The organism is Nocardia terpenica, assembly GCF_013186535.1.
GTDB classification, from domain to species: Bacteria; Actinomycetota; Actinomycetes; order Mycobacteriales; family Mycobacteriaceae; genus Nocardia; species Nocardia terpenica.
In genome coordinates this window covers 22,255-44,731 of sequence record NZ_JABMCZ010000001.1, presented here as the reverse complement: position 1 = coordinate 44,731, position 22,477 = coordinate 22,255, and the positions used below count along the sequence as shown (strand labels likewise).

General features: G+C 69.3%; 23 protein-coding genes. 13 read left to right on the top strand and 10 right to left on the bottom strand.

What is annotated here, in order from left to right:
* Positions 1–286: 286 nt before the first annotated feature.
* Complete coding sequence (locus tag HPY32_RS00220) at positions 287–1,690, bottom strand: NAD(P)H-quinone dehydrogenase (protein WP_067581799.1); 1,404 nt, start codon at positions 1,688–1,690, stop codon at positions 287–289.
* 256 nt (positions 1,691–1,946) lie between these two features.
* Between HPY32_RS00220 and HPY32_RS00215 the strand changes: the two genes are divergently transcribed.
* Positions 1,947–2,429 (top strand): gamma-glutamylcyclotransferase family protein, encoded by a 483-nt coding sequence (locus HPY32_RS00215; RefSeq protein WP_067581796.1) that lies wholly within the window; start codon positions 1,947–1,949, stop codon positions 2,427–2,429.
* Positions 2,430–2,481: 52 nt separating this feature from the next.
* On the opposite strand, the gene HPY32_RS00210 is transcribed toward HPY32_RS00215, so the two are convergent.
* The 4 genes from HPY32_RS00210 to HPY32_RS00195 all read right to left on the bottom strand — a co-directional run bounded on the left by HPY32_RS00210 (position 2,482) and on the right by HPY32_RS00195 (position 6,731).
* Positions 2,482–3,624, bottom strand: coding sequence for a M20 family metallopeptidase (locus HPY32_RS00210; protein ID WP_067581794.1), 1,143 nt, complete (start codon positions 3,622–3,624; stop codon positions 2,482–2,484).
* 185 nt (positions 3,625–3,809) lie between these two features.
* Positions 3,810–5,054, bottom strand: coding sequence for a M20 family metallopeptidase (locus HPY32_RS00205; protein ID WP_171982677.1), 1,245 nt, complete (start codon positions 5,052–5,054; stop codon positions 3,810–3,812).
* Positions 5,055–5,099: 45 nt separating this feature from the next.
* Positions 5,100–5,801: an enoyl-CoA hydratase-related protein gene (locus HPY32_RS00200; RefSeq protein WP_067581791.1), complete on the bottom strand. Its 702-nt coding sequence runs from the start codon at positions 5,799–5,801 to the stop codon at positions 5,100–5,102.
* A 21-nt stretch (positions 5,802–5,822) separates the two neighbouring features.
* Entirely contained in the window at positions 5,823–6,731 is a 909-nt protein-coding gene (locus HPY32_RS00195) for a ribonuclease Z (protein ID WP_082870872.1), read from the bottom strand.
* 63 nt (positions 6,732–6,794) lie between these two features.
* Here HPY32_RS00195 and HPY32_RS00190 point away from each other — a divergent pair, with 63 nt between their 5' ends.
* Complete coding sequence (locus HPY32_RS00190; protein ID WP_067581788.1) at positions 6,795–7,574, top strand: purine-nucleoside phosphorylase; 780 nt, start codon at positions 6,795–6,797, stop codon at positions 7,572–7,574.
* A 365-nt stretch (positions 7,575–7,939) separates the two neighbouring features.
* On the top strand, positions 7,940–9,505 hold the full coding sequence (locus tag HPY32_RS00185) for a phospho-sugar mutase (protein ID WP_067581785.1): 1,566 nt from the start codon (positions 7,940–7,942) through the stop codon (positions 9,503–9,505).
* A 20-nt stretch (positions 9,506–9,525) separates the two neighbouring features.
* Here HPY32_RS00185 and upp read toward each other — a convergent pair whose 3' ends face one another.
* A complete protein-coding gene (gene upp, locus HPY32_RS00180; protein WP_067581784.1) occupies positions 9,526–10,149 on the bottom strand; it encodes a uracil phosphoribosyltransferase in 624 nt (207 codons plus the stop codon).
* 144 nt (positions 10,150–10,293) lie between these two features.
* Here upp and HPY32_RS00175 point away from each other — a divergent pair, with 144 nt between their 5' ends.
* The 5 genes from HPY32_RS00175 to HPY32_RS00155 are packed head-to-tail and all read left to right on the top strand — an operon-like array spanning position 10,294 to position 13,710.
* A complete protein-coding gene (locus HPY32_RS00175) occupies positions 10,294–10,614 on the top strand; it encodes a DUF2563 family protein (protein ID WP_067581781.1) in 321 nt (106 codons plus the stop codon).
* Entirely contained in the window at positions 10,611–11,750 is a 1,140-nt protein-coding gene (locus HPY32_RS00170) for an NlpC/P60 family protein (protein ID WP_067581778.1), read from the top strand. The genes HPY32_RS00175 and HPY32_RS00170 overlap by 4 nt, the downstream gene beginning before the upstream one ends.
* Positions 11,747–12,100 (top strand): hypothetical protein, encoded by a 354-nt coding sequence (locus tag HPY32_RS00165; RefSeq protein WP_067581776.1) that lies wholly within the window; start codon positions 11,747–11,749, stop codon positions 12,098–12,100. The genes HPY32_RS00170 and HPY32_RS00165 overlap by 4 nt, the downstream gene beginning before the upstream one ends.
* Positions 12,097–12,429 (top strand): YbaB/EbfC family nucleoid-associated protein, encoded by a 333-nt coding sequence (locus HPY32_RS00160; protein ID WP_067581773.1) that lies wholly within the window; start codon positions 12,097–12,099, stop codon positions 12,427–12,429. Before HPY32_RS00165 ends, HPY32_RS00160 begins: the two co-directional genes overlap by 4 nt.
* Positions 12,430–12,462: 33 nt before the next feature.
* Positions 12,463–13,710: a SatS C-terminal domain-containing protein gene (locus HPY32_RS00155; RefSeq protein ID WP_067581770.1), complete on the top strand. Its 1,248-nt coding sequence runs from the start codon at positions 12,463–12,465 to the stop codon at positions 13,708–13,710.
* Between the two features lie 202 nt (positions 13,711–13,912).
* Here the strand turns inward: HPY32_RS00155 and HPY32_RS00150 are convergent, their stop codons facing one another.
* The 3 genes from HPY32_RS00150 to HPY32_RS00140 form a co-directional block, all read right to left on the bottom strand.
* Positions 13,913–15,004, bottom strand: coding sequence for an adenosine deaminase (locus HPY32_RS00150; RefSeq protein ID WP_067581767.1), 1,092 nt, complete (start codon positions 15,002–15,004; stop codon positions 13,913–13,915).
* A 325-nt stretch (positions 15,005–15,329) separates the two neighbouring features.
* Positions 15,330–16,613: a thymidine phosphorylase gene (locus HPY32_RS00145; RefSeq protein ID WP_156674332.1), complete on the bottom strand. Its 1,284-nt coding sequence runs from the start codon at positions 16,611–16,613 to the stop codon at positions 15,330–15,332.
* Between the two features lie 107 nt (positions 16,614–16,720).
* A complete protein-coding gene (locus tag HPY32_RS00140; RefSeq protein WP_082871158.1) occupies positions 16,721–17,122 on the bottom strand; it encodes a cytidine deaminase in 402 nt (133 codons plus the stop codon).
* A 301-nt stretch (positions 17,123–17,423) separates the two neighbouring features.
* Here HPY32_RS00140 and sdhC point away from each other — a divergent pair, with 301 nt between their 5' ends.
* From sdhC to HPY32_RS00115, 5 genes are all read left to right on the top strand, one after another.
* Positions 17,424–17,825 carry a succinate dehydrogenase, cytochrome b556 subunit gene (gene sdhC, locus HPY32_RS00135; RefSeq protein WP_067581764.1) on the top strand — a complete coding sequence of 134 codons (402 nt, stop codon included), beginning with the start codon at positions 17,424–17,426 and terminating at the stop codon, positions 17,823–17,825.
* A 1-nt stretch (position 17,826) separates the two neighbouring features.
* The gene (locus tag HPY32_RS00130) at positions 17,827–18,258 is read left to right on the top strand and encodes a succinate dehydrogenase hydrophobic membrane anchor subunit (protein ID WP_067581761.1); all 432 of its coding nucleotides are present in this window, start codon (positions 17,827–17,829) and stop codon (positions 18,256–18,258) included.
* A 15-nt stretch (positions 18,259–18,273) separates the two neighbouring features.
* Positions 18,274–20,058 carry a succinate dehydrogenase flavoprotein subunit gene (sdhA, locus tag HPY32_RS00125; protein ID WP_067581758.1) on the top strand — a complete coding sequence of 595 codons (1,785 nt, stop codon included), beginning with the start codon at positions 18,274–18,276 and terminating at the stop codon, positions 20,056–20,058.
* Positions 20,058–20,831, top strand: coding sequence for a succinate dehydrogenase iron-sulfur subunit (locus HPY32_RS00120; protein WP_067581755.1), 774 nt, complete (start codon positions 20,058–20,060; stop codon positions 20,829–20,831). Before sdhA ends, HPY32_RS00120 begins: the two co-directional genes overlap by 1 nt.
* 161 nt (positions 20,832–20,992) lie before the next feature.
* Positions 20,993–21,886, top strand: a complete 894-nt coding sequence (locus HPY32_RS00115; RefSeq protein WP_067581752.1) for a phenylalanine 4-monooxygenase — start codon at positions 20,993–20,995, stop codon at positions 21,884–21,886.
* A 1-nt stretch (position 21,887) separates the two neighbouring features.
* On the opposite strand, the gene HPY32_RS00110 is transcribed toward HPY32_RS00115, so the two are convergent.
* A complete protein-coding gene (locus HPY32_RS00110; protein ID WP_067581749.1) occupies positions 21,888–22,448 on the bottom strand; it encodes an acyl-CoA-like ligand-binding transcription factor in 561 nt (186 codons plus the stop codon).
* Positions 22,449–22,477: the final 29 nt, after the last annotated feature.

The following is a 22,477-nucleotide window of genomic DNA, read 5'->3' as shown; positions in this document are numbered from 1 at the left end:
TTTCCCGAACACGACCGGTCGACGCGGCGACAACGACCGTGTTCTCTGTTCCCTCATCTACAACCGGGGCCCACGCCCTGTAGCGGCCCCCGGGGGGCCGTTCGCGTATCTCCGGTTGTGGGGAAAGGTGAAAAATCCCCCCGCGCTCGAATCTACCAACTGCCCACCACACGCTCTCTGCGGGAAGTGAACCACACGAACAACATTCAGGCAACACGGACTTCGTGTCCGGTCCGGCCCGAACACGCGGGTGTCAAGCCCGTGATGTCAAGGGCGCAGGAAATGCTCAGCCCAGATCGTCGTGGCGCATCAGCTGCCGGGCCGCCTCGGTGATCGAACCGGACAGCGACGGGTAGACCGAGAACGTCTGTGCCAGATCGTTGACCGTCAGATTGTTCTGCACCGCCATGGCGATCGGCAGGATCAGTTCGGAGGCGATCGGGGCCACCACCACACCGCCGATCACCACGCCGGTGGCGGGGCGGCAGAAGACCTTCACGAAGCCGCGCCGCAGTCCGCCCATCTTGGCGCGCGGGTTGGTGTTCAGCGGCAGCATCACCGTGCGGGCGGGCACCTCGCCGTTATCGATCGCGGTCTGGCTGACGCCGACCGTCGCGATCTCCGGCCGGGTGAATACCGCGGAGGCCACCGTCTTGAGCCGGATGGGCTGCACACCCTCGCCGAGCGCGTGATACATCGCGATGCGGCCCTGCATGGCGGCCACCGAGGCCAGCGGCAGCACGCCGGTACAGTCGCCGGCCGCGTAGATGCCCGGCACCGTGGTCCGCGACACCCGGTCGACCCGCAGGTAGCCGCCCTTGTCGACCTGGATGCCGATCCGCTCCAGGCCCAGGCCGGAGGTATTGGGCGTGGAACCGACGGTCATGAGCGCGTGCGTGCCGGTGACGGTGCGGCCGTCGGACAGCTTGACCACCACACCGTCGGCGGTGCGCTCCACCGCGTCGGCGCGGGCGTGCTTGACCAGTTCCACGCCGCGCTCGGCCAGCGCGTCCTCGAGGACCAGTGCGGCGTCGGCGTCCTCGCCCGGCAGCACCCGGTCGCGGCTGGACACCAGCTTCACCTGGACGCCCATTTCGGTGTAGGCGGAGACGAATTCGGCGCCGGTGACACCGGATCCGACCACCACCAGGGTCTCGGGTAGTTCCTCGAGGTCGTAGAGCTGGCGCCAGTTGAGAACGCGCTCGCCGTCGGGCTCGGCGCCGGGGAGCACGCGCGGGCTGGCGCCGGTGGCGATCAGCACGACCTCGGCCTCGATCACCCGCTCCTGGCCGTCGTGCAGCCGGGCGCGCACCAGATGGGTGGCCAGGCCCGCGGTCTGGTCGATCAGCTCGCCGGAACCGGCCAGCAGATTCACCCCGGCCGCCTGCAGTTTGGCGCGGATGTCGGAGGACTGGGCCTGCGCCAGCGCCTTCACGCGGGCGTGCACCTCGGGCAGCCGCACCTGCGCCTGGCCCGGATCCAGGGTGATCCCCAGATCCCGGGCGCGGCGCAGATCGGTGCGCACGCCGGTCGAGGCGATGAACGTCTTCGACGGCACACAATCCCACAGCACGCACGCGCCACCGATGCCGTCGCTGTCGATCACCGTGACCGACGCGCCGTGCTGGGCCGCCACCAACGCCGCTTCGTAGCCGGCGGGGCCGCCCCCGATGATTGCAATGCGGGTCATGTGTACCTCCGCTATCGAGCTCCACAACCGGGATCTCCGGTCGTTATAACGTTATCGGTCCTGCTCCCGGCGCCGTCGGTCGCATCGCCGGTGTGCGCCCCGACACGCCCGCGCGCCGACCGGCAAACGGTCGCGTCCGACGAATGCCCACACCAGAGGAGTTTGCGGCCGCCGAACACCGAGCCCGCGGGGGCCGCGAACTCCCGCCGAGCGAAGCGACGCCTCAAACACTGTCCGCATTCGATACGCTTTCTTGGTGCCGATATACGCCGCCTATGGGTCCAACATGGATCCCGAGCAGATGCTCAAGCGCTGTCCGCACTCACCCGTGTACGGAACCGGCTGGCTCGAGGGGTGGCGCCTCACCTTCGCCGGGGACGACATCGGGTGGGAGGGACCGCTCGCCACGGTGGTGGAGGAACCCGGCTCGCGGGTGTTCGTCGTGCTCTACGACGTCTCCGCCGAGGACGAGCAGAGCCTGGACCGATGGGAGGGCTCCGATTTCGGCATCCACAAGAAGATCCGGCTGCGCGTCACCGCCAATCCCGGCGCCGCGACCGAGCCGGTGCTGGCGTGGCTGTACGTGCTCGACGCCTACGAGGGCGGCCTGCCCTCGGCCCGCTACATCGGCGTGATCGCGGACGCGGCCGAAAAGGCCGGCGCCCCGGCCGATTACGTCCACGCCCTGCGCACCCGCAACAGCCGCAACGTGGGGCCGGGAACCTTCGGGCTGATGTGAGACGAGCCCGGGACACCGTACGGTGCACCCGGGCTCGCGTTCGTCGCCGCGCCTAGCGCGCCCCCAGCACCACATTGGTCATGACGCGCACGCCGACGCTCAGTGCGCGCTCGTCGATGTCGAAGGTCGGCTGGTGCAGGTCCAGCTGGTCGCCCTCGCCCGACCACACACCGAGGCGGGCCATGGCGCCGGGCACCTCCTCCAGGTACCACGAGAAATCTTCGCCGCCACCGGATTGCGGGGTGTCCGACAGTGCGTCGGGGCCGAGTGCGCGGATGGCGTTCTCCAGCATGCGGGTGGCCTGCTCCTCGTTGACCACCGGCGGCACGCCGCGCTTGTAGTTGAGCTGGTATCGCACGCCGGTCGGGGCGAGCAGCCCGTCCACGATCTCGCGCACCATCGGCTCGAGCAGCGACCAGGTCGCGTGGTCGCCGGTGCGGACGGTGCCGGTGAGCATGCCGGTCTGCGGAATCGCGTTGGGCGCCTTGCCCGCCGACACCGCGCCCCACACCATCACGGTGCTGGTGCGCGGATCGATGCGGCGGCTCAGCATGCCGGGCAGCCCGGTGATGACGGTGCCGATGGCGTACACCAGGTCGCTGGTCAGGTGCGGGCGGGAGGTGTGCCCGCCGGGCGAATCCAGCACCAGCTCAACGGTATCGGCGGCCGAGGTGATCGGGCCGACCCGGACGCCGACCCGGCCGACCTCCAGCCGCGGATCGCAGTGCAGCGCGAACATGCGCGAGACGTCCGCCATCGCGCCCGCCGCGACCATGTCGATGGCGCCGCCGGGCATGACCTCCTCGGCGTGCTGGAACACCAGCCGCACCCCCACCGGCAGCTCCGGCACCTCGGCCAGCGCCAGGGCGGTGCCGAGCAGGATGGCGGTGTGGGCGTCGTGCCCGCAGGCGTGCGACACGCCGGGCACGGTGGAGGCGAACGGCCGCCCGGTGTACTCCTGCAGCGGTAGCGCGTCCATGTCGGCGCGCAGCCCGATGCGCGGCCCCTCCGGGCCGATATCGCAGATCAAGCCGGCGCCGGTCGGCAGTTTGCGCGGCTCCAATCCGGCTTTGACCAGCCAGGATTCGATGAATTCGGTGGTGGCGAACTCCGCGCGGGACAGCTCCGGGTTGGCGTGGATGTGCCGCCGCCACCCGATCAGGTCCTCGCCGTGCTCGCTCAGCCACTTCTCCACGGTGGCGCGCGCGGCGTTCGAGGCCGGGTCCTCCTCCGTGGGAGATTCCGTGCCCTCGGCGCCGACGCACGCCGCGGTCCGCGGCCCCGTCCGCGCCGCGCTCGAGACGGCGTTCCCGGGTCCCTCCGTGGTGACGCAAGCTGCCGCCTCCGGGCCCGTCGTCCGCGGAGACCGGCCGGTTGTGCTCACCGAATGTCCTCCTGTCGCTGTCGCAGGCTGCGCTCCAACAACCTGTCCCTGTGAAATTGGTCGCCCGCAATCTGTATCGCAGTACGCGCCATGGCTGTAGCCCCATCTTTCACCGCACGGTCCGCGGATTCGCCCACACATGCGGCCGCGAACTCCGGCTGATGCGTCACCGCACCCCCGGCCTCGATGCCGATCACCGGGTGAATGCCCGGGATGACATTCGTGACGTTGCCCATATCGGTGCTGCCCAGCGGGCGGGCTGCTTCCAGCTCCTGCGCGAGCGGCACCCGTCCCAGGCCGACGATCTGCTCTCGATACGCACTCAGGAGTGCGGGGTCGGGCGTGAGCTCGGTGTACGTGGGCGCCAGCGTCCGGATTTCGTGTGTGCATCCGGTTGCCAACGCTCCGGCCTCGAAGCATGCCGATGCCCGTCGCATCAGATCGTCGAGGGATGCGGAGTCGACTGCCCGTAGGTAATACAGCAGTTCCGCACGTCCGGGGACTATGTTGGGGGCGACGCCACCCGTCTTGACTATACCGTGGAGTTGCTGACCTGGGTGGAGATGCTGCCTCAGCAAACCTAACGCAACTTGGGCGACGGTCATGGCATCTGCGGCGTTTCGCCCTTGTTCGGGCGCGGCGCTGGCATGCGCCTCGCGGCCGTGGAACAGAATCGACCAGTCGGCCAGTGCCAGCGAATACGCGCCGGCGATGTCGACCGGCCCCGGATGCACCATCATGGCCATGCCGACGCCGTCGAAAACGCCTCGCTCCAGCATCAATACCTTGCCACCCCCGCTTTCCTCGGCCGGCGTGCCGAACACCGTCACGGTGATGCCGCACGCATCGGCCACCTCGGCCAGGCCCAGCGCGGCACCCACCGCCGACGCGGCGATCAGGTTGTGCCCGCAGGCATGCCCGATCTCTGGCAACGCGTCGTACTCGGCGCAGATTCCCACCACCAACTCGCCGCTGCCGTAGGTGGCGGTGAAGGCGGTGTCCAGATCGGCCACGGGGGTGCGGATCTCGAAGCCGCGCTCCCGAAGCGGGGCCAGAATCTTTGCGACGCTGCGGGTTTCCGCGAAGGCCAGTTCGGGCTCGGCGTGGATGGACCGCGCGAGCCCGAGTAGTTCGCCGGCCGCCGCGCCGATCCCCCGATCGGCGGCGGCGACCAGCGCCGGATCCGCGGGCGCCAACGCGCCCTGGTGCCCATTCGTCCGATCATCGCCGCTGGGTGGCATGGCACACAGTGTTGCACTGCGGGCGCCGCGGCAGGTATCGGGTTATCAGGGCGCGAACGCCAGGTTCTCCTCGGTGGTGACCACCGCCAGCCCCTCCAGCGTGCGGGCATGCAGGGCGCGCTTGATGACCGGCAGGTTGGGTTTGCGGTTGCCGGCCAGCGCCGCCGCGCGGGCCACCGCGGCCGCCAGCACCTGGTCGGCCTCGGCCTTGTCGTCGACGATGGCCGCGGCGATGGCGTCGTCGGCGCCGTAGCGGCGGCCGGTGGTCATGGCCTCCACCGCGACCTGGTTGGTGAGCCGCCCGGTCACCAGGGCGTTCATCGCGACGGTGAACGGCATGCCCAGGTGTACCTCGGGCAGGCACCAGTAGCCGCGGTCGGCCCGCATGACCCGGAAGTCGTGGGAGAGGGCGAGCATCGCGCCCGCGCCGAAGGCGTGACCGTTGACGGCCGCGACGGTCGCCATCGGGAAGGTCAGCAGCCGGGTGTAGAGGGTGTGCACCCGGTCCAGGTACCAGCAGTTCTTGTCGAAGTTGGCGAACAGCCAGTCGGTGTCGAGGCCGTTGCTGTAGAACTTGCCGGTCGCCACGGTGACCAGGGCAGCGGGGCCTTCCGAGCCCTCCACCTCGTCCAGCAGGCCGTGGAATGCGTCGATCCAGTCGGGATGGAAGCGGTTCTCGTTGTCGGTCTGGCCCTCGTTGCCGAGGTAGAGGACGAACACGTCCCCGTCACGTTCCAAATACGGCATGGCCAGAGAATATGCCCTAAGTTACCGCCGAGTCGGAACCGGGACGCGCATGAGATCCTCGGCCACCACGAGTTCACCGTCGAAATACTTGCGCGCCTCGACGCGGTGGCCCTCCAGGTCGCGATAGCGCTGGGAGAAATGGGTGAGCACCAGCGTGCGCACCCCGGCGTCGGCGGCCACCCGGGCGGCCTGGCCCGCGGTGAGATGGCCGAACTCGTGGGCCAGGTCGGCGTCGTCGTCGAGGAAGGTGGACTCGATCACCAGCATGTCGGCGTCCTGCGCCAATTCCTCGACGCCGGAACACATCCGGGTGTCCATGACGAAGGCGAAGCGCTGGCCCCGCCGCACGGCCGAGACCTCGGCGAGCGCGACCGTGCGGCCGTCGGCGAGCCGTAATGCGCCCTCGCGCTGCAGGATTCCGACATCGCGTCCGGCGATCCCGAAGTGCGCCAGCCGATCCGGCAGCATCCGCCGCCCGTCCGGTTCGACGAGCCGGTAGCCGAAGGTATCGATGCGATGCGACAGCGGCACCGCCTCAAGCGTGAACGGCACTCCCGCCAGCGGGATCGGCCCCGGTTCGGCGACGGGCCGCTCGCGCAGTCCCGGGAACCACGGGACCACATCGCGCAGCCGCTCGTAGAACACGCGGCCCGAGGCCGGGAAGCACACATCGACCGCGTGCGGCACCCGATCGAGGTTGAGCCGCGCGATGATTCCGGACAGGCCCAGGCAGTGATCGCCGTGGAAATGAGTGATGCAGATCCGGGTGATGCCGGTGGCGGACACCCCGGCGAACAGCATCTGCCGCTGCGTCCCCTCCCCCGGATCGAACAGCAATCCTTCGTTGTCCCACCGCAGCAGATAACCGTTGTGGTTGCGCTGACGGGTGGGCACCTGACTGGCGGTCCCGAGGACGACGAGTTCACGCACGGCCCCTATCCTGCCCCGGCCCGTGGGATACGCCACCGCGCCCGGCCAACTATCGTGGGCCGCATGCTTGCCGAACAGGCCGCCCAGGCGATCGCCGAACGTACCGGAGTGTCGCGTCACCGCATCGCGGTGGTGCTCGGATCGGGATGGCAGGAGGCGGCGGCCGAGATCGGCACGCCGTCGGTGTCGGTGCCGATGTCGGAGCTGCCGGGGTTCGGGGCGCCGACCGCGCAGGGACATCAGGGCACCGTGCACTCGGTGCGCGTGAACGACACACCCGTGCTGTTGATGATGGGCCGCCAGCATCTGTACGAGGGCCACGAGCCCGCCCAGGTGGTGCACGGGGTGCGCTCGGCCATCGCGGCCGGCGCCGACACGGTGCTGCTCACCAATGCGGCGGGCGGTATCCGGGCCGGGTTGCAGGTCGGCGAGCCGGTGCTGATCAGCGACCACATCAACCTGACCGGGCACACGCCCCTGGTCGGCGCCACCTTCGTGGACCTGGTCGACGCGTGGGATCCGCAGCTGCGCAAGCTCGCCCACGAGGTCGACTCCCGCCTGACCGAGGGCGTATACGTAGGCCTGCACGGCCCGCAATACGAAACCCCCGCCGAGATCCGCATGTTCGCCACCCTGGGCGCCGACCTGGTAGGCATGTCGACGGTCCTGGAGGCCATCGCCTGCCGCGCCCTCGGCGCACGCGTCCTGGGCATCTCCCTGGTCACCAACCTGGCCGCCGGAGTAACCGGCGCCCATCTATCGCACGCCGAAGTACTCGCCGAAGGCAAGGCCGCCGCCCCCCGCCTGGGCAAGCTACTACGCGGCATCCTAGAACGCGCCTAACCACCGAACCCACAATGGCCCCGGCACACCAAATCCACGATCGCCCCGGCACATCCAATCCACGATGGCCCCGGCACACCCAGCCCACGACCATCCCGGCACACCCAGCCCACGATCACCCCGGCACACCCAGCCCACGATCACCCCGGCACACCCAGCCCACGATCACCCCGGCACACCCAGCCCACGATCACCCCGGCACACCCAGCCCACGATCACCCCGGCACACCCAGCCCACGATCACCCCGGCACACCCAGCCCACGATCACCCCGGCACACCCAGCCCACGAAGGCCCCGGCACACCCAGCCCACGAAGGCCCCGGCATGCTTTTGGCCGGGAACTGCTGTAAGGGAGGTATCGCTGATGTTGCGATTCGGAACGGCCGGGCTGCGGGGGCCGCTTCAGGATGGGCCCGACGGGATGAATGTCGGGACGGTGACGCGGGCTACCGCGGGGCTGGCCGACTGGCTGCGTGAGCGCTGTTTGGGCGGCGGGCTGGTGATCGTCGGCCGCGACGCCCGGCACGGCTCCGCGGAATTCGCGACCGCGACCGCGGAAGTCCTTGCCGCGGCCGGTTTCTCGGTGCTGCCGCTGCCCCGCCCGCTGCCCACGCCGGTGGTGGCGTTCGCGGTGCGGGAGCTGGGCGCGGTGGCGGGCGTGCAGATCACCGCCTCGCACAATCCGCCGAACGACAACGGCTACAAGGTGTATCTGGACGGCGGGTCGCAGCTGATTCCGCCCGCCGACAGCGAGATCGAGTCCCGCATCGAGGCCGTGCGGGAGCCGATCCTGCGGGCCGATCCGCTGCCGACGGCGCCCGCGCCCGACGTGCTCGGGCTGCCCGCCGATGCCTCGGTCGCCGATCTCGGCGAGGAGATCGCGCGCCGCTATCTGGAGCGCGTCGCGTCCCTGCCCACCGTGCTGGGCGGGCCGGACCGGGCCCCGAATCCGGTGCGGCGCGACGCGCTTCGCATCGCGCTGACCCCGATGCACGGCGTCGGCGGCGAACCGGCCGTGGCCGCCCTGCACGCCGCGGGCTTCACCGATGTGCACGTGGTGATCGACCAGTTCGCGCCGGACCCGGACTTCCCGACGGTGTCGTTCCCCAATCCGGAGGAGCCCGGCGCCTCGGATCTGCTGCTGGCACTGGCCGACAAGGTCGACGCCGATCTGGCGATCGCGCTGGACCCGGACGCCGACCGGTGCGCGCTGGGGGTGCGCGGCCCGGACGGCTGGCGCATGCTGCGCGGCGACGAAACCGGGGTGCTGCTGGGCGATTACGTGCTGCGCACCGCGCCGCCGGACGCGCTGGTGGCCACCACGATCGTGTCCTCGCGCCTGTTCGGCGAGCTGGCTGCCGCGCGCGGGGCCCGCTACGCGGAGACCCTGACCGGCTTCAAATGGCTGGCCCGCGCGGGCGACGGCCTGGTCTACGCGTACGAGGAGGCGATCGGCCACTGCGTCGACCCGAACGCGGTGCGCGACAAGGACGGCATCTCCGCGGCGGTGGCCGCCGCCGACCTGGTCGCCCGGCTGCGGGCGCAGGGCCGCGGCCCGCTCGACGTCCTCGACGACTACGCGCTCGAATTCGGCCTGCACGCCGGAGCGCAGGTGTCGCTGCGACTGGCCGACCAGGCGGCCGCGGCGGAGGTGGTCGCCCGCCTGCGCGACACCCCGCCCGACACCATCGCCGGAATCCCGGTCACCTGCACCGACATGTCCCGCGTCCGCGGCCGGATGCGCACCGACGCACTGATTTTCGAGGGCCCGTCCCTGCGCATCGTGATCCGCCCCTCCGGCACCGAACCAAAACTCAAGTGCTACCTCGAGGTGGTCGAGCCGGTACCGTCGCGCGAAGCGCTTCCCGGGGCGAAATCCACTGCCGCCCAGCGGTTGTCGGAATTGCGCGCGTACTGCGAAAAGCTCTGACGCCTGCCTGGGAGATCTACTCAGCGCGGGCCGAACTGGCGGTCGCCCGCGTCGCCCAAGCCGGGGACGATGTAGGCGTCGGCGTCCAGGCCCGCATCGATGGCGGCGATCACCAGGCGGACGGGCAGGCCCGAGTTCTCCAGGGTGGCAACGCCTTCGGGGGCGGCGACCACGCAGATGGCGGTGATGTCGGTGGCGCCGCGGGCGGCGAGCAGCTCCAGGGTGTGCAGCATGGAGCCGCCGGTGGCCAGCATCGGGTCCAGGACGAAGACCGGGAGGTCGGCCAGGTTCTCCGGCAGCGACTCCATGTACGGGACCGGCTGGTGGGTCCGCTCGTCGCGGGCGATGCCGACGAAGCCGACGCGCGACTCCGGGACCAATTCCCCGGCGGCGTCGATCATCCCGAGCCCGGCGCGCAGCACGGGCACCAGCAGCGGCGGGTGCGCCAGCCGGGTGCCCCGCGTGGTGGCGACCGGCGTGGCGACATCGAAGGTCGCGATGGGCGCGTCGCGCAGCGCCTCGTACAGCAGGATGCCGGTGAGGTCGCGCAGGGCCGCCCGGAACGCCGCGTTCGGCGTCCGGGCGTCCCGCATGGTCGTCAGAAGGGTGGCGGCGAGCGGGTGGTCCACGATGAGCTTGCGCATGCAGGGAACGATAAGGTCTGTCCCGGTGCGCGCTCCGGGCCGGTCGAATTCGCGGCCCGTGGGTGGAACCGTGCCCGTGGCACCTGCGTCGAAGTACCCGTATGACGTAATCTGCCACGAGACCAGCACGATGGGGGATTGTTGATGGGCAAGATCTCGGTCGACACCACGGGCGTCGCCGCCTACGGTGCAACAGCCGACACCCTGGCCGGTGAAATGGGCACCGCCGCAGCCGGTGCGGCCGCCGCCGACCCACTGCTGCTCGGCCCGATCTTCGGACTCGTCGGCGGCGATTTCGTCGCCGCGTACGCCGCGGCCCACGCCGGTCACGTCGCCTCCATCGGCGAACTGTCGGCGGTACTGGGCACCATGGGCGCCGCCGCGACCGGCGCGGCCACCGCCTACACCGAGACCGATCAGGGCTCCGCCGCCGCGCTGCGCGCCACCGGAGGTGAGTCGGCATGACGGGCGTCATCGACCTCGAATCCCTCGCCAAGCCGCTGATCGACCTGCTCACCAGCTTCGGCAGCGGCGTGCTGCCCGGCGACGGCCCGGCCGACGCGCTGCGCCGGACCTCCGCCACGCTCGACGGCATCCATCAGGCCGGTAGCGCGAGCATCAACCAGGTCAGCAATGCCTGGCAGAGCCAGGGCGGCGACGCGGCCATGGACAAGGCGTTGAAGGTGCAGACCTCCGCGGCCACCATCTCCGACCGCGGCAACGACATGGCCGACGTGGTCACCCAGGCCGCCGCCACCGTCCGGACCGGGCAGCAGGAACTCGACGGCATCGTGCGCTCGTTCGTGAACTCGGTGACCGCGCTCGGCCCGGCCGTCACCACCCCGCCGGGCCTGGCCACCGTAGTCGGTTCCGCCATCGACCATTTCGGCCAGGCGCTGGCCGTGGTCGGCCGGGTCCGCTCCGACCTCGACACCCACACCGCGTCGATGAGCGAGCTCACCCCGCCGCCGCCCACTCCCCCGCCCGCCACCGCGGTGGCCCCCGCCGCCGTGGCCGCGCCCGTGGCGAGCGGCATGGTGCAGCAGGCCGGTTCGCTGCTCAGCGGCGTCCTGTCCACCGGCGGCTCGATGATGGGCACCCTGGTGAGTCCCGCTGCGGCCGTGGTCTCCTCGCGGCCCGGCACCACCGGCGGCGCCCCCACCGCACCGCAGTCGACGACCGGTGACCAGCCGGGTCGACACGGCGGCGTCATGATCACGCTGCCCGACGGCAGCCGGGTCGAGGCCCCGAACCCGAAGGCCGCCACCGCCGTGAAGGCGGCCGTCAGCGCCGTCGGCACGCCCTACGTGTGGGGCGGCAACACCCCCGGCGCCGGGCTGGACTGCAGCGGCCTCACCAAGTGGGCCTACGGCCAGGCCGGTGTCGATCTGCCGCGCCTGGCCGCCGACCAGAGCGCCGGCGCCGCCCCCGTGAGCCCCGGCGACCTCATGCCCGGCGATCTGGCCATCTGGGACGGCCACGTCGCGATGGTCGTCGGTAACGGACAGATGGTCGAGGCCGGTGATCCTGTGCAGATCGACCCGATTCGAACGGAGAACATGGGAATGGCATTCCACGGCTTCTTCAGGCCGACCACATGAGCGAACCGCAGCCCCGGCAGCAGCTTCCCAGCGTCACGGTGGCCGCCAGCACCAACCGGGCCGGGACCATCAGCGTGCGCGCCACCGACCAGGGCATGCCGATCGAGATCAAGTTCGAGCGCAGCGAATACCGTTACGGTGCACGGGCTCTCGCGTCGGAGATCCTGCGCCTGACCAAGCGGTCGGCCATCGTTGCCAAGGCGCGCCGCCGCGAACTGCTGGCCGAGACCGGCATGCCCACCGAGATCCTGGACAAGCTCGGCCTGCCCACCCGCCAGGCCGCGGTGGACGAACTCGACCGCATGGACGACGCAGACACGGGACCCACGAGCTGGATGAGGCCGGTATGAGCGGCGAGATGGATGCCCTGGTCGCGGCGGCGACCGAGAAACTCGAGGCGCTGGAGGCCGCGCTCTACGGGCTCAAGCAGGTGCGCGGCCGGCACACCACCGAGGACGGCGCGGTGCGCGTCGAGGTGGACAGCGACGGCGCCCTGGTCGCGCTCGACCTGGCCGAGTCGGTCACCTCGCGGCCACCGTCGGAGGTGTCGCAGCTCATCATCTGGGCCTGCCAGCAGGCGGCCCAGGACGCCGGAGCCCAACGGTCGGAGGTGGTGTCGAAGCTGAACTCCGCGTTCGTCGACCCCGCGTCGGGAATCGTTGGGGGGCGGGCCGAATAGTGCCGAACGCTGCGGCTCGATAGGCTTCCGGTCATGGCTTCTGGAGACATCGTCCCGATCGAGCTCGGCCTGACCGACGGCGATCTGGTCACCCTGTGGGCACCGCGCTGGCGAGACGGTGACGACGAATGGGAGGCATTCCTCGGGCACGAGGACGCGCTGTACGGTTTCGAGTCCGTCGCGGAGCTGGCCGCGTTCATCCGGACCGACACCGACAACGATCTGGTGGACCATCCCGCCTGGAAGGTCGTGGTCGGCCTGTCGGCCGCCGAGCTGGAGCCGGAGGAGCAGCACGTGTTCGATCTGGTCGGCGTGCCCGAACTGGCCGCGGGCGATCCGGACCCGGACACCCTGGCCGAGCTCGAGGAGACCCTCGGCATGGTCCGCACCATCGGCGAGGTCTGCGAGCTCGACGTGGTGACCAAGTTCTTCGGCTCGCACCCGGTGCTGGGCGCGCTCCCGGCCGGTGTGAGCGCCTTCGCCGGGCGCGAGGGCGAGGAACTATGGGACCAGATCGGCAACGCCATCGCCAAGGACTGGGACCGGGTGGTCGACGCCATCGACTCGGTGGTGCACAGCCCCGAGGTCGACGCCGACGCGGTGGCCGTCGCCGAGGCAGAACTGCTTGCGGCGGAAGAGAATGTCGTCGACGCCGAGGACGCCGCCGACACCGAGGACGACAACGACTTCGAGACCGTCGATCTCGACGAGGAAGACGAGGAGGAGGTCGAGGAGACGTTCTGGCACGAGGTCGGCATCGACCCGGTCAAGATCGTCACCTCCGAGGGCACCTTCTTCACCCTCCGCTGCTATCTCGACGACGAGCCGATCTTCCTGGGCAGCGGGGGCACGATCACCGTGTTCACCTCCGAGCGCGCCCTGGCCCGCTACCTGGCCGACGAGCACGAGCACGATCTGGCGCGGGTCAGCACCTACGCCAGCGTGCAGACCGCGGCCGTGGACGGCTCGCTCGAGGTCGAGGTCGACGACGAGAACGTCTACGTGCTGCCCGGCCTGGCCGACGACCTGGCCGAGGGCCCGAAGTCGGTCGACATCGAACAGCTCGACCTGGCGGTCGAATTGTTTACCGACGCCGCCGATTACGCGGAAGACGACACCGTGGAGCAGTCCCTGGCCAAATCCACCCCCCTCGGCTGGTACGTCTCCTACCTCCTCGAGCCCGACCCCAGCCGCCTGGCCCCCAGCCCGCCCTTCACCGCCGAGGCCGAGAGCTGGCGCGCGCTGGAGCAGGCATTCGAAGCCAGGCTCCAAAAGGGCTGAGTCGCAAGCGCAGATGCACCCCGCCCATTCGGACGGGGTGCATCGTTATGCGAGGAGCGATCCCGGCGCGCCCACCTCCGTGATCCCGGCGCACCCACCCTCCATGATCCCGGCGCGCTCACCTCCATGATCCCGGCGTGCGTTTGGCCGGGATCTACCGCAAGATTCCGGCCAAAAGCACGCCGGAATCACCATGGTCGTCCTAGCCGATCAGCACCGCGTAACCCGGCTTGATGACTTCATCGATGAGCCGCAACCGATCCGGGAACGGAATGAACGCCGACTTCATCGCATTGATGGTGAACCGCTCCAGGTCGCTCCAGCCGTAGCCGAAGGTCTCCACCAGTTTCAGCATTTCGCGGCTCATGTCGGTGTCGCTCATCAACCGGTTGTCGGTGTTGACGGTGACCCGGAAGCGCAGTCGGGCCAGCAGGTCGAACGGGTGCTTGTCGAGCGAGGGCACCGCGCCGGTCTGCACATTCGACGACGGACACAGCTCCAGCGGAATCCGCTTGTCCCGCACGTAGTTCGCCACGAGGCCGAGCCGTGGCTCGGTGTCGGAGTCGAAGATGTCGTCGGTGATGCGCACGCCGTGGCCGAGCCGGTCGCAGCCGCAGAAGGCCAGCGCCTCGTGGATGGAGGGCAGGCCGAACGCCTCACCCGCGTGGATGGTGAAGAACCCGAGATTGGCGCGCACGTACTCGAACGCGTCCAGGTGCCGGGTGGGAGGGAAACCGGCCTCGGCGCCGGCGATGTCGAAACCGCCGACCCCGCGGTGGCGGAAACGCACGGCCAGTTCGGCGATCTCCCGCGAACGCGCGGCGTGCCGCATGGCGGTCAGCAGGCAGGTCACCCGGATGGGATTGCCCGCCGCGGCGGCGGTCTCCTCGCCCTCGCGGAAGCCGGCGAGCGTGTGCTCGACCACCTCGTCCAGGGTGAGGCCGCGCTCGAGGTGCTGTTCGGGGGCGAACCGCACCTCGGCGTACACCACCCCGTCGGCGGCCAGGTCTTCCGCACATTCGCGGGCCACCCGCCGCAGCCCCTCCGGGGTCTGCATCACCGCGACGGTGTGGGCGAAGGTTTCCAGGTAGCGCTCGAGCGATCCGCTGTCGGCGGCATCGCGGAACCAGTTCCCCAGTGTTTCGGCGTTGTCGGCCGGCAACTCGTCATATCCGCACTCGATAGCCAACTCCAGAACGGTCGCGGGCCGCAACCCGCCGTCGAGGTGGTCGTGCAGGACGGCCTTGGGGGCTTGGCGGATCGAGGCAAGGGTCAAAGGCATCGGTCCAGTCATGCAACGACGCTATCCGTCCCGCCCCCGTTCCGCAGCCGACTTCGACTGTGTCCATCCTCTCGCCAGCATGTCGCCACCCGGGAGAGTCCCTCCCGTCACCACCTTGCACGCTCCGGACACGACAATCCTCATGGTCCCGGCGCCGCCCCGCATGGTCCCGGCACAACCACTCCCATGGTCCCGGCGCAACCATTCCTATGGTCCCGGCGTGCTTTTGGCCGGGATCCACTGCGAGATTCCGGCCAAAAGCGCGCCGGAATCATGAATAAGGGCGGCACGGCCGAATGGGCCGTGTACAAGGCTGCACGCCGGGATTACGAATGGGCTAGGGGGCGATGCGGTCCAGCACGATCGGGGGGACGGTTACCGGATCGGCCCCGATCTCGTAGGCACCGCGGAGAGCTTCCACCGCACCGGGGATGGCTTCGGGGGTGTTGGTGTGCAGGGTGAGTAGGGGTTGGCCGGCGGTGATGGGGTCGCCCGGCTTGGCGTGCATTTCGACGCCCGCGCCGAACTGGACCGGGTCGCCCTGGCGGGCTCGGCCCGCGCCCAGGCGCCAGGCGGCCAGGCCGACGCCCATGGCGTCCAGGCGGGTCATGGTGCCCGACCGCTCCGCCTCGAGCACCTCGGTGTGCTTGGCCCGGGGCAGGCGGGCCGCCGGGTCGCCGCCCTGGGCGGCGATCATGGCGCGCCAGTGGTCCATGGCGCGGCCGTCGGCCAGCGCGGCGGCGGGGTCGGCATCGTGAATTCCGGCCTGCGCCAGCATCTCTCGCGCCAGCGCCACGGTGAGTTCGACCACGTCGGCCGGGCCGCCGCCCGCCAGCACCTCCACCGATTCGGCCACCTCGAGCGCGTTTCCGGCGGTGCGGCCGAGCGGGGTGTCCATCGCGGTCAGCAGCGCGACCGTGCGCACGCCGGCGTCGGCGCCCAATTCGACCATGGCCGTGGCCAATTCGCGCGCGGCGTCGATGTTCTTCATGAACGCGCCCGCGCCCACCTTCACGTCCAGCACCAGTGCCGCGGTGCCCTCGGCGATCTTCTTGCTCATGATCGAGCTGGCGATCAGCGGGATCGACTCCACGGTGCCGGTGACGTCGCGCAGCGCGTACAGCCGCTTGTCGGCCGGGGCCAGATCCGCGCCCGCCGCGCACACGACCGCGCCGACCTTCGGATCCGACAGCATCTGCCGCATCTGCGGCACCGTCACAGTCGCCCGCCAGCCGGGAATCGACTCCAGCTTGTCCAGGGTGCCGCCGGTGTGGCCGAGGCCGCGGCCCGACAGCTGCGGCACGGCCGCCCCGCACGCGGCGACCAGCGGCGCCAGCGGCAACGTGATCTTGTCGCCGACGCCGCCGGTGGAATGCTTGTCCACGGTCGGCCGCGGCAGGTCGGTGAAGTTCATCCGCTGCCCGGACTCGATCATGGCCCTGGTCCAGCGCGCCAGTTCGCGCCGCGTCATCCCGCGCCAGAAGATCGCCATCGCCAGGGCCGACATCTGTTCGTCGGCGACCACGCCGCGCGTGAATCCATCGATGACCCAGTCGATCTGTTCGTCGTCGAGCTCACGCCCGTCCCGCTTCGCCGCGATCACCGACACTGCCGAATGCACACTCACCATGCCCAACAGCCTCTCAGATCCGCGGGGCGGCGCCGCGCACTCGGTCGGCGATTATCGGAAAACGTTGCCGCAGTGGATATGCGTGCCGAAATTCACACTTACCGCTGGCCCGCGGAAAGGTCTTCGGGCCCGAAGGCACTCGGCAGCAAACGCGAAAGCGCTAGCGGGCCTTCGCGATGATCGATAAGCAAATCCGCACCTCCGTGCTCGTGGAGCACCTGTCGGCAGCGACCGCACGGCATCAGGATTTCTCCTCGCGAGTCGCAGCAGGAGATCGCCAGCAATCGCCCGCCACCCGACGCGCACAAGTTACCGACGAGTACGCACTCGGCACACAGGCCTAAACCGTATGAGACATTCTCCACATTGCAGCCGCTCACAATTCGGCCGTCGTCGGTGCGCGCCGCCGCGCCGACCGGGAACCGCGAGTACGGCGCATAGGCATTCTGCATAACTTGAAAGGCATTGCGGCGCAATACTTCCCAGTCTGTTTCCGACATATCGGACCTCCACTCGAACCAGTCGAACACGACCGTAGAAAAGTCCGGACGCGCCCGTCAATTCATCAGGATAGGCAAACCTAACTCGGCGAAAACGTGATCCAACGCTCGGCCCGCCGAATTAGTTCCGCGAATCGCCGAGGATTAGAGTTCTCGACAGATCGGTTCAGGTACCCGGCGGCGGGCCGGCCACCCTCCGGATGTCGGCACCGTGGTTGTTTTTCCAGGTCGAACAGCTTGCCGCCCGCCCGCGCCGAGACCACGACCGGGTCCATCAACGACGTTGGAGGCACCGCACTCTATGACGACCACACTCGAGGCTCCGGCTCAGCCGAAGCGGAAGACCCTGTACCGCGGCGACCCCGGCATGTGGTCCTGGGCGCTGCACCGGATCACCGGCGTCACGATCTTCTTCTTCCTGTTCGTGCACGTGCTCGATACCGCGCTGGTGCGCGTCAGCCCGGACACCTACAACCGGGCGATCGAGACGTACAAGAACCCGATCGTGGCTCTCATGGAGATGGGCCTGGTGGTGTGCGTGCTGTTCCACGCGCTCAACGGCATCCGGGTCATCCTCGTCGACTTCTGGTCCAAGGGCCCCCGGTACCAGCGCCAGATGCTGTGGATCGTGCTGACGATCTGGATCCTGGTCGCGGGCGTGGGCGTCGGCCGCCAGTTCTTCTACCTGCTGACGGAGCACTGATATGAGCGCACCTGTTCTCGGCAAGTCCTACGACCGCCCCGCCAGCCTGGACGCGCCCCGCGCGCCGCGGCGTCCCGCGGGCGGCAACTTCGAGAAGTACGCGTGGCTGTTCATGCGCTTCTCCGGCCTGCTGCTGGTCGTGCTGGTGCTCGGCCACATGACGATCATGCTGATGCTCGACGGCGGTGTGAAGCGGCTGAACTTCGGCTTCGTCGCCGGCCGCTGGGCGAGCCCGTTCTGGCAGCTGTGGGACCTGACCATGCTGTGGCTGGCGCAGCTGCACGGCGGCAACGGCCTGCGCACGGTCATCGACGACTACTCCCGCAAGGACTCCACCCGCTTCTGGCTGAAGACCCTGCTCGTCGTCTCGATGATCCTGATCATGGGCGTGGGCACCTATGTCATCTTCACCTTCGACCCCAACATCAGTTAGGAACAGGCACCCCCGATGAGTGAATCTCGTCCTGTCCAGGAGCACCGCTACGACGTCGTCATCGTCGGCGCGGGTGGCGCGGGGATGCGCGCGGCGATCGAGGCCGGGCCCCGGGTCCGCACCGCCGTGCTGACCAAGCTGTACCCGACCCGCAGCCACACCGGCGCCGCCCAGGGCGGCATGTGCGCCGCGCTGGCCAATGTCGAAGAAGACAACTGGGAGTGGCACACCTTCGACACCGTCAAGGGCGGCGACTACATCGTCGACCAGGACGCCGCGGAGATCATGGCCAAGGAGGCCATCGACGCGGTGCTCGACCTGGAGAAGATGGGTCTGCCGTTCAACCGGACCCCGGAAGGCAAGATCGACCAGCGCCGCTTCGGCGGTCACACCCGTGACCACGGCAAGGCCCCGGTCCGCCGCGCCTGCTACGCCGCCGACCGCACCGGCCACATGATCCTGCAGACGCTGTACCAGAACTGCGTCAAGCACGACGTGGAGTTCTATAACGAGTTCTACGTGCTGGACCTGGTGCTGACCAACACCGACCGCGGCCCGGTCGCCACCGGCGTGGTCGCCTACGAGCTGGCCACCGGCGACATCCACGTCTTCCACGCAAAGTCGATCGTGTTCGCCACCGGCGGTTCCGGCCGCATGTACAAGACCACCTCCAACGCGCACACGCTGACCGGCGACGGCATGGCGATCGTGTTCCGCAAGGGACTTCCGCTGGAGGACATGGAGTTCCACCAGTTCCATCCGACGGGCCTGGCGGGTCTGGGCATCCTGATCTCCGAGGCCGTCCGCGGCGAGGGCGGCATCCTGCGCAACGCCGACGGCGAGCGGTTCATGGAGCGCTACGCCCCCACCATCAAGGACCTCGCGCCGCGCGACATCGTCGCCCGCTCGATGGTCAAGGAGGTCCTGGAGGGCCGCGGCGCGGGACCGAACAAGGACTACGTCTACATCGACGTGACCCATCTCGGCGAGGACGTGCTCGAGGAGAAGCTGCCCGACATCACCGAGTTCTCCCGCACCTACCTGGGCGTGGACCCGGTGAAGGAGCCGGTGCCGGTCATGCCGACCTGCCATTACGTGATGGGTGGCATCCCGACCCGCATCCGCGGCGAGGTGCTGCGCAACAACACCGACGTGGTGCCCGGCCTGTACGCCGCGGGCGAGTGCGCGTGCGTATCGGTGCACGGCGCGAACCGCCTGGGCACCAACTCGCTGCTGGACATCAACGTGTTCGGCCGCCGCGCGGGCATCGCCGCCGCGGAGTACGCCCAGCGCTCCGAGTTCGCCGAGATGCCGGAGAATCCGGCCGCCATGGTGCAGGGCTGGCTGGCGGGCCTGCTGTCGGAGCACGGCAACGAGCGCGTCGCCGACATCCGCACCGAACTGCAGGCGACCATGGACGCCAACGCCGCGGTGTTCCGCACCGAGGAGACCCTCAAGCAGGCGCTGACCGACATCCATGCGCTCAAGGAGCGCTACGAGCACATCACCGTGCAGGACAAGGGAAAGCGCTACAACAGCGATCTGCTCGAGGCCGTCGAGCTGGGCTTCCTGCTGGAGCTGGCCGAGGTCACGGTGGTCGGCGCGCTCAACCGCAAGGAGTCGCGCGGCGGGCACGCCCGCGAGGACTACCCGGACCGCGACGACACCAACTTCATGCGCCACACCATGGCGTACAAGGACGTCGAGCCGGGGGCGCAGGCGAATCTGCTCGCCGACATCCGGCTGGACTTCAAGCCGGTCGTGCAGACCCGTTACGAGCCGATGGAGCGTAAGTACTGATGACTGCCGTAGCCGAAGCTCCCGCAGGACAGAAGCCCGCCCCCGTTCCCGCCGGGGCGACCATGATCACCGTCAAGGTGGCGCGGTTCAATCCCGAGGACGGCAAAGGCGCGCACTGGGATTCGTTCCAGGTGCCGGTGCTGCCGACCGACCGCTTCCTGAACGTGCTCATCTACATCAAGTCCTACCTGGACGGCACGCTCACCTTCCGGCGCTCGTGCGCGCACGGCGTCTGCGGTTCGGACGCCATGCGCATCAACGGCGTCAACCGGCTGGCGTGCAAGGTGCTGATGAGCGACATGCTGCCCAAGGGTGGCAAGGCGCTGACCGTCACCGTCGAGCCCATCCGCGGCCTGCCCGTGGAGAAGGATCTCGTGGTGAACATGGAGCCGTTCTTCGACGCGTTCCGCGCGGTCAAGCCGTACCTGATCACGCACGGCAACGAGCCCACCCGCGAGCGCATCCAGTCGCAGGCCGACCGCGCCCGCTTCGACGACACCACCAAGTGCATCCTGTGCGCCTGCTGCACCACCTCGTGCCCGGTGTACTGGAACGACGGCAGCTACTTCGGCCCGGCCGCGATCGTGAACGCGCACCGCTTCATCTTCGACAGCCGCGACGAGGGCGCCCGCGAGCGCCTGGACATCCTCAACGACGTCGAGGGCGTGTGGCGCTGCCGCACCACCTTCAACTGCACCGACGCGTGCCCGCGCGGCATCGAGGTCACCAAGGCCATCCAGGAAGTCAAGCGCGCCCTGCTGTTCGCCCGCTGATTTCGGCCGAAAACCCGCCGGGATGACGGAGCGCTCTCGTCATTCCGGCGCGCTTTCGGCCGGAATCCGGAGGCCGCTCGACAACCTAGGTTAGCTAGGCAAATTGTCCAGATGGCTCGACGGTTGTTGTCGGATCGGTCCAGCGGTGCTTGCATCGAGTCATGTTCAACGAAGCTCAGCTGTACTCGCCGGTGACCACGACGACCGACGGTGGCGTGACGGTGCACCTGAGCGACGAGCACCCTGGTGTGCACGACCCGGAGTACCGGGCCCGCCGCAATGGGATCGCCGCCCAGGCGCTGTCCTACCGGGACGGTGGGCCGCTCCCCCGCATCGCCTACACCGACGAGGAAGAAGAGGTGTGGCGGATCGTCTCCGCCGAACTGGCGCGCAAGCACCGCAAGCTCGCCTCGGCGGAAGTGCTTGCGGGACAAGAGCGTCTGGGCCTGCCGGTCGACCACATCCCGCAACTCGACGAGGTGACGGCGAAGCTGGTGCCGCTCAGCGGTTTTCGCTATGTGCCCGCGGCCGGGCTGGTCCCGCTGCGGCAGTTCTTCGGCTCGTTCGCGGACCGAACCTTCCACTCCACCCAGTACATTCGGCATCACTCGGCGCCGCTGTACACCCCGGAGCCCGATGCCATCCACGAAATCATCGGGCACGCGAACCAATTGGCGAGCCCGCGGTTCGCGGCCATCTACGCCGAGGTGGGCGCGGCGGTGGCGCGGCTGGAAACCGATGCGGCACTGAAGTTCCTGGCCGACGTGTTCTGGTTCTCCATGGAGTTCGGCGTGGTCCGGGAGCGGGGCGAGGTGCGATGTTACGGCGCGGGCCTGCTGTCGTCCTACGGTGAGATCGAGGAGTTCCGCGACGCGGAGCTCCGCCCGCTGAACATCACCGAGATGGGCACCGCCGTCTACGACATCACCCACTACCAGCCGGTGCTCTACTGCGCGAAATCGATCTCCGAGATCGAGGACGTGGTGGGCGGGTTCTTCGCCACCATGACCGACGACGTGGTCGCGCGGCAGCGGGCCACCGCCGGACTCGCCTGAGTCACAGCGGCATTCCGGCCTTCAGGAAGGCCACGACCCGCTTCAACCGGTCGAGGTCGAGTTCGCCGTCGTCGATGACCGTCATCATGGCGCCGATCATCGCCCCGGCGAACGCGCGCACCTCGAGCGAGTCCGCCGCGTGGCCCGTGCGGCGGGCGACCAGATCGGCGATCATCGCGATATTGCGCTCGGTCTCCTGGATGACGACCCCGCGCAGTTCCGGGACGCCGTAGACCAGCCGGGTGCGCTGGCGTTCGAATTCGAATTCCTCGCTGCCCAACGCGTCGAAGACCTCGAACACGCCGCGCTCGAGCGCCTCCAGCGGCGACAGCTCCGGCGGCTGCGCCTCGACGGCCCGGATCAGGATCGGATCGAGATCGTCGGCCAGGACCACCTGCTCCTTGGACGGGAAGTAGCGGAAGAACGTGCTCGGCGAGATGTCCGCCGCCTCCGCGATCTGCTCGACCGTGGTCTCCGCGTAGCCCTGCTCCCGGAACAACCGCATGGCCACGGTGCGGATGGTGCGACGGGTGCGTTCCTTCTTGCGCTCGCGCAGACCCATCCGGGGCGACGATGCACCCGAATGGGCCT

Excerpts from the sequence above, each read along its gene's own strand:
- sdhC (WP_067581764.1), top strand. The coding sequence starts at position 17,424 with ATGACGACCACACTCGAGGCTCCGGCTCAGCCGAAGCGGAAGACCCTG.
- HPY32_RS00150 (WP_067581767.1), bottom strand. The coding sequence starts at position 15,004 with ATGACTGGACCGATGCCTTTGACCCTTGCCTCGATCCGCCAAGCCCCC.
- HPY32_RS00175 (WP_067581781.1), top strand. The coding sequence starts at position 10,294 with ATGGGCAAGATCTCGGTCGACACCACGGGCGTCGCCGCCTACGGTGCA.
- HPY32_RS00115 (WP_067581752.1), top strand. The coding sequence starts at position 20,993 with ATGTTCAACGAAGCTCAGCTGTACTCGCCGGTGACCACGACGACCGAC.
- HPY32_RS00130 (WP_067581761.1), top strand. The coding sequence starts at position 17,827 with ATGAGCGCACCTGTTCTCGGCAAGTCCTACGACCGCCCCGCCAGCCTG.
- HPY32_RS00165 (WP_067581776.1), top strand. The coding sequence starts at position 11,747 with ATGAGCGAACCGCAGCCCCGGCAGCAGCTTCCCAGCGTCACGGTGGCC.
- HPY32_RS00155 (WP_067581770.1), top strand. The coding sequence starts at position 12,463 with ATGGCTTCTGGAGACATCGTCCCGATCGAGCTCGGCCTGACCGACGGC.
- HPY32_RS00140 (WP_082871158.1), bottom strand. The coding sequence starts at position 17,122 with ATGTCGGAAACAGACTGGGAAGTATTGCGCCGCAATGCCTTTCAAGTT.
- HPY32_RS00170 (WP_067581778.1), top strand. The coding sequence starts at position 10,611 with ATGACGGGCGTCATCGACCTCGAATCCCTCGCCAAGCCGCTGATCGAC.
- HPY32_RS00190 (WP_067581788.1), top strand. The coding sequence starts at position 6,795 with ATGCTTGCCGAACAGGCCGCCCAGGCGATCGCCGAACGTACCGGAGTG.
- HPY32_RS00205 (WP_171982677.1), bottom strand. The coding sequence starts at position 5,054 with ATGCCACCCAGCGGCGATGATCGGACGAATGGGCACCAGGGCGCGTTG.
- HPY32_RS00220 (WP_067581799.1), bottom strand. The coding sequence starts at position 1,690 with ATGACCCGCATTGCAATCATCGGGGGCGGCCCCGCCGGCTACGAAGCG.
- HPY32_RS00110 (WP_067581749.1), bottom strand. The coding sequence starts at position 22,448 with ATGGGTCTGCGCGAGCGCAAGAAGGAACGCACCCGTCGCACCATCCGC.
- HPY32_RS00120 (WP_067581755.1), top strand. The coding sequence starts at position 20,058 with ATGACTGCCGTAGCCGAAGCTCCCGCAGGACAGAAGCCCGCCCCCGTT.
- HPY32_RS00160 (WP_067581773.1), top strand. The coding sequence starts at position 12,097 with ATGAGCGGCGAGATGGATGCCCTGGTCGCGGCGGCGACCGAGAAACTC.
- HPY32_RS00185 (WP_067581785.1), top strand. The coding sequence starts at position 7,940 with ATGTTGCGATTCGGAACGGCCGGGCTGCGGGGGCCGCTTCAGGATGGG.
- sdhA (WP_067581758.1), top strand. The coding sequence starts at position 18,274 with ATGAGTGAATCTCGTCCTGTCCAGGAGCACCGCTACGACGTCGTCATC.
- upp (WP_067581784.1), bottom strand. The coding sequence starts at position 10,149 with ATGCGCAAGCTCATCGTGGACCACCCGCTCGCCGCCACCCTTCTGACG.
- HPY32_RS00200 (WP_067581791.1), bottom strand. The coding sequence starts at position 5,801 with ATGCCGTATTTGGAACGTGACGGGGACGTGTTCGTCCTCTACCTCGGC.